General features: G+C 71.3%; 7 protein-coding genes. All 7 read left to right on the top strand.

The window, feature by feature from the left end:
- Positions 1 to 414: 414 nt before the first annotated feature.
- The 7 genes from fxlM to GQS09_RS00865 all read left to right on the top strand — a co-directional run bounded on the left by fxlM (position 415) and on the right by GQS09_RS00865 (position 8,403).
- Positions 415 to 1,620: a methyltransferase, FxLD system gene (fxlM, locus tag GQS09_RS00895; protein WP_165983996.1), complete on the top strand. Its 1,206-nt coding sequence runs from the start codon at positions 415 to 417 to the stop codon at positions 1,618 to 1,620.
- A 90-nt stretch (positions 1,621 to 1,710) separates the two neighbouring features.
- The gene (locus GQS09_RS00890) at positions 1,711 to 1,878 is read left to right on the top strand and encodes an FxLD family lanthipeptide (protein ID WP_245834535.1); all 168 of its coding nucleotides are present in this window, start codon (positions 1,711 to 1,713) and stop codon (positions 1,876 to 1,878) included.
- A 76-nt stretch (positions 1,879 to 1,954) separates the two neighbouring features.
- A complete protein-coding gene (locus GQS09_RS00885) occupies positions 1,955 to 5,044 on the top strand; it encodes a lantibiotic dehydratase (RefSeq protein ID WP_165983995.1) in 3,090 nt (1,029 codons plus the stop codon).
- Positions 5,045 to 5,081: 37 nt separating this feature from the next.
- The gene (locus GQS09_RS00880) at positions 5,082 to 6,266 is read left to right on the top strand and encodes a lanthionine synthetase C family protein (RefSeq protein ID WP_243760990.1); all 1,185 of its coding nucleotides are present in this window, start codon (positions 5,082 to 5,084) and stop codon (positions 6,264 to 6,266) included.
- 21 nt (positions 6,267 to 6,287) lie between these two features.
- Positions 6,288 to 7,124: a thiopeptide-type bacteriocin biosynthesis protein gene (locus tag GQS09_RS00875; protein WP_165983993.1), complete on the top strand. Its 837-nt coding sequence runs from the start codon at positions 6,288 to 6,290 to the stop codon at positions 7,122 to 7,124.
- Positions 7,121 to 8,260, top strand: a complete 1,140-nt coding sequence (locus GQS09_RS00870; RefSeq protein ID WP_165983992.1) for a hypothetical protein — start codon at positions 7,121 to 7,123, stop codon at positions 8,258 to 8,260. Before GQS09_RS00875 ends, GQS09_RS00870 begins: the two co-directional genes overlap by 4 nt.
- Positions 8,203 to 8,403, top strand: a complete 201-nt coding sequence (locus GQS09_RS00865) for a type I-E CRISPR-associated protein Cas6/Cse3/CasE (protein WP_093841367.1) — start codon at positions 8,203 to 8,205, stop codon at positions 8,401 to 8,403. Before GQS09_RS00870 ends, GQS09_RS00865 begins: the two co-directional genes overlap by 58 nt.
- The last annotated feature ends 15 nt before the right edge of the window (positions 8,404 to 8,418 follow it).

Below are 8,418 nucleotides of genomic sequence, written 5' to 3'. Positions count from 1 at the left end.
CAGGACAACGACCAGCAGATGCCCGGCCATAACCGGCACCAGCAAGCCGTCGTTGACCCCATGTCCGCTCAGCAGTTCGGAGGAGAAACACGGTGGGCAGCCACGTCACCAGCATCCTCGGAGCACACCCCCTGCCGGAACACCACCGCCAGGTACTGCTCGAATGCCACAGCACCACATCCCCCCACGCCCCCAGCCACAGGCACCTGCCAGCCAGTCACACGAAGCAGAAAACCACCCCCGCCCGCGCGCATCCCCTGGGGGCGGCGGAGTCCGCTGCTGCTGCGCATGCTGTACGACCGCGCCCGCCTAACAGCAGCGTGAACTTCTGCGGCTCCGCTGCCCCGTACGAGCCGGGACCCGGCTCTTTCTGCCGTTTCCGTAAACGCGATCACAGCTGGCTAGGGTGATGACATGACTACGGTCCGAGAAACCGATGACACGGCGGCCTCGCTGCGAGCGGCCATGGTGGGCGAACTGGAGGGGATGGGGGTGCTCCAGTCCAAGGCGGTCGCGAAGGCTGTCGCGACGGTGCCCCGGCACCTTTTCGCGGCCGACCAGCCGCTGGAGTCGGCGTATGCCGCGAACAAGGCTCTGGTGATCAAGCGCGACGGATCCGGGAACGCTCTCAGCTCGCTGTCGGCTACGCATATCCAGGCGGTGATGCTGGAACAGGCCGAGATCGAGCCGGGGATGCGCGTACTCGAAGTGGGCTCGGGCGGGTACAACGCCGCGTTGCTCGCCGAGCTCGTCGGTGAGGCGGGCACGGTGGTCACCGCCGACATCGACGCGGAGATCGTTGAGCGCGCCCGCGCCTGCCTGGACGCGGCCGGGTACGGCCGGGTTCAGGTGGTGCTGGCCGACGCCGACGGCGGCGTGCCCGAGCACGCACCGTTCGACCGAATCATCGTCACAGCGGGGGCGTGGGACATCCCGCCAGCATGGCTGGAGCAGTTGTCCGAACGTGGCAGGATCGTCGTCCCGTTGCGGATGCGAGGCCTGACCCGGTCGTTCGCGTTCGACCGCGAGGACGGCGGGCTGGTCAGTGCCAGTTACCGGCTGTGCGGCTTCGTGCCGATGCAGGGCAGCGGCGCCTACACCGAGCGGCTTGTTCCGATCGCGGACGGGATCGCTCTTCAGGTCGATGACCAGCGTCAGGAGTTCGACACCGAGGCTCTCGCTGCCGCCGTGCACACGCCGCGGCTGGAGGTCTGGTCCGGTGCCGCGTTCGACATGCCCGATGAGCTGGAGCTGTTTCTGGCGACCAGTACGCCTCAGATGGTGATGCTGCACGGCAGCAAGCAGCTGGTCGACCAGGGCGTACTCGCGCTGTCGGTGACGCGCGGTGTCCCGGCGCTGGTCGTCGGAGGCAGCTTCGCGTACCGGACCAAGCGGCCCAATGAGGAGACCGGCGGATTCGAGAGCGGGGTGTTCGCTCACGGGCCCGAGGCTGAGGCGGTCGCCGCGCGGTATGTGGACCTGCTGCGGCGGTGGGCCTCCGATCACCGGCGGCGCGGGGCGGCCCGTATCCGGTACGTGCGGATGCCCGAGGGGACGGCCGAGCCCTCTGCGGGGGTCGTGGCGAAGCGGTTCGGGGCGGTCGAGATCTCCTGGTCCTAGGTTCCCTGCCCTGGCGGGGAGCCGGGGCGGGGCCGTGTGCACCACCCAACTATCAGGGAGGTTGTTGTGTCCGTGCAGTCCGAGGAAGCGGTGGCTACGGTCCCCGCGGCGGTAGAGGGCCAGGAGGGGATGGTCGACGGCTGGGATCTGGATGTCTCCATCGTCGAGTCCGGTCCCGAGGCCGACAGGCTCATCCGGATGACGGATGACGGCTGCGGTGAGACCTGCGAGTCCGCCTGTTCCACGACCTGCCCGTAGGCGGTCCGGAGTACGAAAACCGTGGTGTCCGGCCGCGAGTCGCGGCCGGACACCACGCGGCGACAGGGGATGGCTGGTGTACGAGTACATCGATGCGGCGGTGCTGCGGGCGGCGGCCTGGCCGCCGGATCGCCGCATCCCGTTCTGGCCCGATCTGACCGGCGAGGGCAACGGGGCAGCGTCGTGGCGGCCGTGGCTGGAGCAGATCCTGCAGATGCCCGGCTTCCCCGCCGCTCTGGAACAGGCCAGCCCGGTGCTGGCACGTCGCGTCGGGCACATCTGTGAGGGGCGGCAGTTGCCCGAACCGGCCGTCCGCAAGGCGGTGGTGGCCCTCATGCGCTACGTGCTGCGCGCCTCGGGCCGGGCCACCCCCTTCGGTCTCTTCGCCGGAGTAGCGCCCGCCCGCATCGGCGATGCGCCGGCTGCCCGCATCGGCACCGGCCACCACGCCATCGCCCGGCCCGATGCCACCTGGCTCGCGACGGTGATCGAGCGCCTGGAAGCCGACCGCGCGCTCCATTCACGCTTAATGGTCCAGGCCCATCCGCTCGCGGTGGAGCGGGACGGTCATGTGGTGCTGGAGCACCGCCCTGCCGGCAGCGGCGGCGGGACCCCGGCCCACGTGCGGGCCCGCCTCACCACACCGGTCAAGGCTGCGCTGGACGCCGCCCGCGCCCCCGTCCGCACGGCGGATCTTGCGGCCAAGCTGGCCGCCGAATTCCCCCAGGTCCCCGCGGCGACCATCAACCGGCTCCTGTCCGATCTGATCGCCCAGCGTCTCCTGGTCACCAACCTCCGCCCGGCGGTCACGGCGACGGAACCCCTCGCCCATGTGTGGACCATCCTCGGCACCACGGCCACCGAGGGCAGCGCCACCGTGGCCGACCCCTCGGCGAAGCTGCGCAAGATCGCCCGCGCGCTGGGACAGCACAACAGCGGCACGGACCCGGAAGTCGCCTACAAGCAGCGTGCTGAGGTCGCTGCGGCGATGCGCGACCTCAGCGAGGGCTCCGGGCCGGTGCTGTCGGTCGATCTGTGCCTGGACGCCGAGGTGACGATCCCCCCGGCGGTCGCGGCTGAGGCAGCGCAGGCGGCCACCGTGCTCGTCCGGCTCTCGGGCCGCCTCGCGCTCTCCCGTGCCTGGATGGCCTGGCACGGCCGCTTCCTGGAGCGCTATGGTCCGCGCGCCGTGGTGCCGGTCCTTGACGCCGTGGACAGCGCCACGGGCCTGGGCTACCCCGCCGGTTTCCTCGGCGGTCCACCCGCCCCGGCCTCCGCTGCCTTGAGCGAGCGCGACACCAAGCTGCTGGCGCTCGTGCAGAATGCCGCCCTGCGCCGCCACCGCGAAATCGTGCTGGACGACGCCATGGTCGCCGACCTCGGCGAGTCCGGCCCGGAGTTGCGCGTTCAGCCGACCACGGAACTGACCGTGCGCATCGGCTCCCCAAGCCCTCGTGCCCTGGATGCCGGTGAGTTCACCCTTGCGGTCGTCGGGGTCTCACGGTCCGCCGGAACGATGACCGGCAGATTCCTCGGCCTGCTGGACAGGTGCGACTGGGAGCGGATGGCTTCGGCGTATGCGACGGCGTCCACCGCGACGGAGAACGCGCTGACCGTCCAGATCTGCGCGCCCCCGCTGTATGTCAGCACCGAGAACGTCGCCCGGGCCCCCCAGGTGATGCCCGCCGCGGTCCGTCTCGGCGAGTTCCACCACCCCGGCGGAACGGACCTGGTGCCCGTGAAGGACATCGCCGTCACCGCGGACGCCCACCGCCTGTACCTGATATCGAGGTCACGGCGCCGGCCACTGGAGTTCGTGACCATGAACGCGGTGGAGCCGACCCGCCGCATCCATCCGCTGGTGCGGTTCCTCACCGAAGCCACCAACGCGCTGAGTGTCCCGTGCACCACCTTCGACTGGGGAGCGGCGGCCTGCCTGCCGTTCCTGCCCGCGCTGCGCTACGGGCGCACGGTCCTGTCCCCGGCCCGCTGGCGACTCACCGCCGCCGACCTCGCCGACCACACCACGAACTGGGCTCAGTGGGACCAGTCCCTGTCCGCCTGGCGCGAGCTGGCCGCAGTGCCGAACACCGTCTACCTGGGTGACGGAGACCAGCGCCTGCGACTGAACCTGGCCGAGCCCTCGCACCGGGCCCTGCTGCGCCCCGACCTGCGGCGCGAGGGCACGGTGGTACTCCGTGCCGAGACCGCCGCCGACGCGGGCTGGATCGACGGCCACCCTCACGAAGTCGTCATCCCCCTCGCCACCACCACAAGCCCCTCACCTGCACCGTACTGGCTGCACGGCGCACCTGTGGCGGGGCGCGAGCACGGCCGGCTGCCCGGCTGCGACGGGCGGTTCTTCATCAAGCTCTACGCGCACCCGGGCCACTATGCCGGCATCCTCACCCGCCACCTGCCGGACCTTCTCCACCGGTTGCGCGACCCTGAAGGTGGCGAGACGCGATGGTGGTTCCTGCCCTACCGCGACCCCGACGATCACCTGCGGCTGCGCCTGACCGTCCCCGAGGGCCGGGCCGCCGAAGCCGCCGCGGCGATCGCCGCCTGGACCCGCAGACTGCGCCAGAACGGACTGCTGGCCCGGGTGCAGTGGGACACCGACTTCCCCGAAACCGCCCGCTTCGGCGGCCCTCAGGTGTGGCAGTCCGCCGAGGCCTACTTCGCGGCGGACTCCCGGACCGCCACCGCGCAGTTGGCCGCCTGCGCGGCCAAGAACGGGCCCGACCGGCAGGCCCTGACCGCAGCCAGCATGCTCGACCTCATCACCGGCCTGATCGGCACCCCGCGCGAAGCCATGCGGTGGCTCATCGACCGCGCCCAGCCCGCCGGCACGGCGCCGGACCGCGGCCTGTACAACCAGGCCATCACTCTGGCCAACCCCCACGGCCGGACGAACCTGGCCCAGCAGCCCGGGGGCGAGGAGATCCTCGCCCAGTGGACCCGGCGGCGCACGGCGTTGAGCCTCTACCGACGGGCCCTCGCGACCGCGGGAACAGTCACAGTGACCGCACTGCTCCCGGAACTGCTGCATCTGCACCACACCCGTATGGCCGGCCTGGACATGGATGCCGAACGGCTGTGCGTGCACCTGGCCCGCGCCGCCGCACTCAGCTGGTCAGCCCGCGCAACCAGAGGAGCATCGTGACGCCGACCCCCCTACCGCAGATGTCCTCGCCGAGGAATTGTCCGACCCGCGCACCGCCTGGACAACGGCACCGACGGGCAAACGGGCGTGGCCGCAGTCCCTCGCGGGCGGCGCCGCAGGCATCGCGCTGCTCCACATCGAACGCGCCCACTGCGGCCGGGGCGACTGGGCCACCGTACACACCTGGCTGTCCTCGGCCGCCGCCGACAACCTGACCGCCGCCGCCAACGCCAGCCTCTACATGGGAGCACCTGCCCTGGCGTACGCCATGAACGCCACCGCAGGACCCACCGCGCGGTACCAGCACGCCTTGAAGAAGCTGGACGACGCCACGATCACCATCACCCGCCGCCGCCTGGCCCAGGCACACGCCCGCATCGACCGCGGCGAACCTCCGGAGATGAAGGAGTTCGACGTGATCCGCGGGCTGGCCGGACTGGGCGCCTACCACCTCAGGCGCCACCCGGACCACCCGATCACCGCCGACGTCCTCGCCTACCTGGTACGCCTGACCGAACCCCGCCTCCAGGAGCACGACCTCCCGGCGTGGTGGACCGGCGTGGCGCCCCACGGCGACGTGAGCCCCGACTATCCCGGCGGGCACGGGAACTTCGGCATGGCCCACGGCATCGGCTCCGTCCTCGCCCTGCTCTCCCTGTCCCTCCGTAGCGGCCCGGCTCTCCCCGGCGCGCGCGACGCGGTGGAACGCATCTGCGCCTGGATGGACCGATGGCTCCAGCACGACGCCACCGGCCCCTGGTGGCCCGGCTTCATCACCCTCGACCAGGCCCAGCGGCACCACGTCGATCCGGCGCTGCGGCCACGGCCCTCGTGGTGCTACGGCATCGCCGGCACCGCCCGCGCCCAGCAACTCGCGGGCATGGCCCTGGACGACCCCGGCCGCCGGAAGACCGCCGAGCGGGCCATGCTCACCACCCTCCAGGACCCGGACCAGCTGGAGATGCTCACCGGGACCGGGCTCTGCCACGGAACCGCCGGACTGCTCCAGGCCGCCTGGCGGATGGCCACCGACGCCCGCGACCCCGCCCTCGCCGCCGAGCTGCCCCGCCTGACCGACCGGCTCACCCGCCAGATCACCCACCTCGGCCAGCGCGACCCCGAACTCCTGGATGGCGCCGCCGGTACCGCGCTCGCCCTGCACACCCTCGGCACCGACGCCGTCCCCATATCGGGCTGGGACACCTTCCTCGTCCTGGCATAGACGAGATGGAGCCGAACGGACATGGACACCAGCTGGCGGCAGATCACCATCACCTTTCCCGACTGGGACACCGCCGAGCACACGGCCCTGACCCACCTCGTCCCCCGCCTCACCACGACCGAGACCACCCGCCTCATCGGCCCCTGGTTCTTCCTCCGCAAAACCCCCGGCTGGCGCATCCGCTACCAGCCACCGGGCGACCCGACCACGGCCGAGAACCACCTCCTGCACACCCTCGGCCCACTCCAGCGCGCCCGGCACATCACCGCCGTCACCCCCGTGATCTACGAGCCGGAAACCCATGCCTTCGGCGGACCGGAGGCCATGACCTGCGCCCACCGGCTCTTCCACCTCGACAGCCACCACCTGATCGCCCACCTCACCCGCCACCCCGACCGGCCGCGCCGCCGCGAACTGGCGATCCTGCTGTGCACAGCCCTGATGCGCGCCGCCGGCCTCGACTGGTACGAGCAGGGCGATGTCTGGGCACGCGTGGCCGACCACCGCGACCCTCCCCCACCCCAGCCCGACCACCGGCTGAAGAACCTGCGGAGCGGTCTGCGGCACCTGATGACCGCCGACATCACCCAGCTGACCCGCGAAGTCGCCCCGCTGAACCTTCCCGCAGACTGGCCGCAGGCCTTCACCACCACAGGCCAGGACCTCACCGCCCTCGCCAACGCCGGGCGGCTGCACCGCGGACTGCGCGCGGTGCTGGCCCACCACATCATCTTCGCCTTCAACAGGCTCGGGCTGTCGCACGCGACCCAGGCCACCCTCGCCGCAGGCGCCAAAGCCGTCGTCTTCGGCCCCGACCCGGCCACCGAGGACCACAGCGCGCAAGGAGCCCCGGTATGAACGACCGGCTTCTGTCCTGGTTCCCGCTCGTCCAGCGATCCCGCCCGCCCGCACCACCCCTTGACGCCCGGATCCGACAGCTGAAGGACCTGGCCGCGCAGCCCGCTGCCGGTGACATTCAGCAGCAGGCCATCCGCGCCGCCGAGGTCTGCAACAAAGCAGCCCTCATCGCCTCCGACTGCGCCGTCCCCGACCTCGCCCGCGCCCTGTGCTGGTCCCAGTACGCGGTGTTCGACCAGGCCCGGCCGCTTCCCCCTTGGGCGGTGAAGCTCGCCCTCCAGCCGATCCTGAACATCGCCCGGCAACTCATCCGCGAAGGCGACGGCAGCAGCGCCTACGCCATGCTCGAAGCTCTCCTCAGCGCCGCCCGCGCCAAGTCCTCCGTCGAGATCACCGGACGAACCGTCGACCTGCACACCATCACCGGTACCGCCGGCGATCACAAAACCGTGTGCACCCTGGTGTGGGCGGCACTCCTCGCCGACGGCACCCGCGCCCTGACCCAGGCCGGCCGCTGGCACGAAGCCGCCGAAGCCGCAGCCACCCACCGCGGCGTCGGCGCCCGGCTCCTAGACGGCCGGCAGACCACCATCCTCGCCCGCGCCCAGAACGGACGACACGACGAAGCGACCGCCCTGGTCGAGAACAGCTGCCCCTCCGAACCCTGGGAAGAAGCAGTACGGAACCTGCTGCGCATCATGTGCCAAGACACCGGTTCCGCACCGGCGACGCACATCGACGCGATGCTCACCGCAGCGCTCACCCTGCGGCGGCGGCCCGTCCCCGGCACGACCGTCTTCCTTACCCGGGTTGGCATCGCGGCGCTGATCCTGGCAGCAGGCCACACCGACGGCCGGATACCCCAACTGCTCACGGACGTCCTCGCCATGGCCCACACCGACGGCTACGCGGCCCGGGACGCACTCACCCACCCACAGCTTCGACACGCCATGACAGCCAGCCAGCACCATGCTCTGACCAGCCTGGTCCGCACCGCGGGACTCGACTCCGGGCTTCTTCCGGAACCCCTGCGCAGTGACCTGATGAGCGCAGTGCAGACAGCTCAGGACCGGCTGCGTTGCTGCCTCGGGCACGGCGCCGTCACCTCACCCACCACACCTCCCGCCGGAAGCTGACACGCCCGCCGAAGGCGTCAGAGAACTGCGGCACTGTCACTGACCCCGTCGCCGCAGCCCGCGCCCTGGTGGAAGGTCTGGGCCGAGGCCGGGCCTATGGCTGCGGACTGCTCCACATCCCCGCCCTGCACGGACAGAGTTGATAAACTGACCCACCG

It is taken from the genome of Streptomyces sp. YIM 98790 (genome assembly GCF_011421595.1).
Classification (GTDB): Bacteria; Actinomycetota; Actinomycetes; order Streptomycetales; family Streptomycetaceae; genus Streptomyces.
Note: the sequence above shows the minus strand (reverse complement) of the source record. Positions and strands in the feature narration are given on the sequence as shown.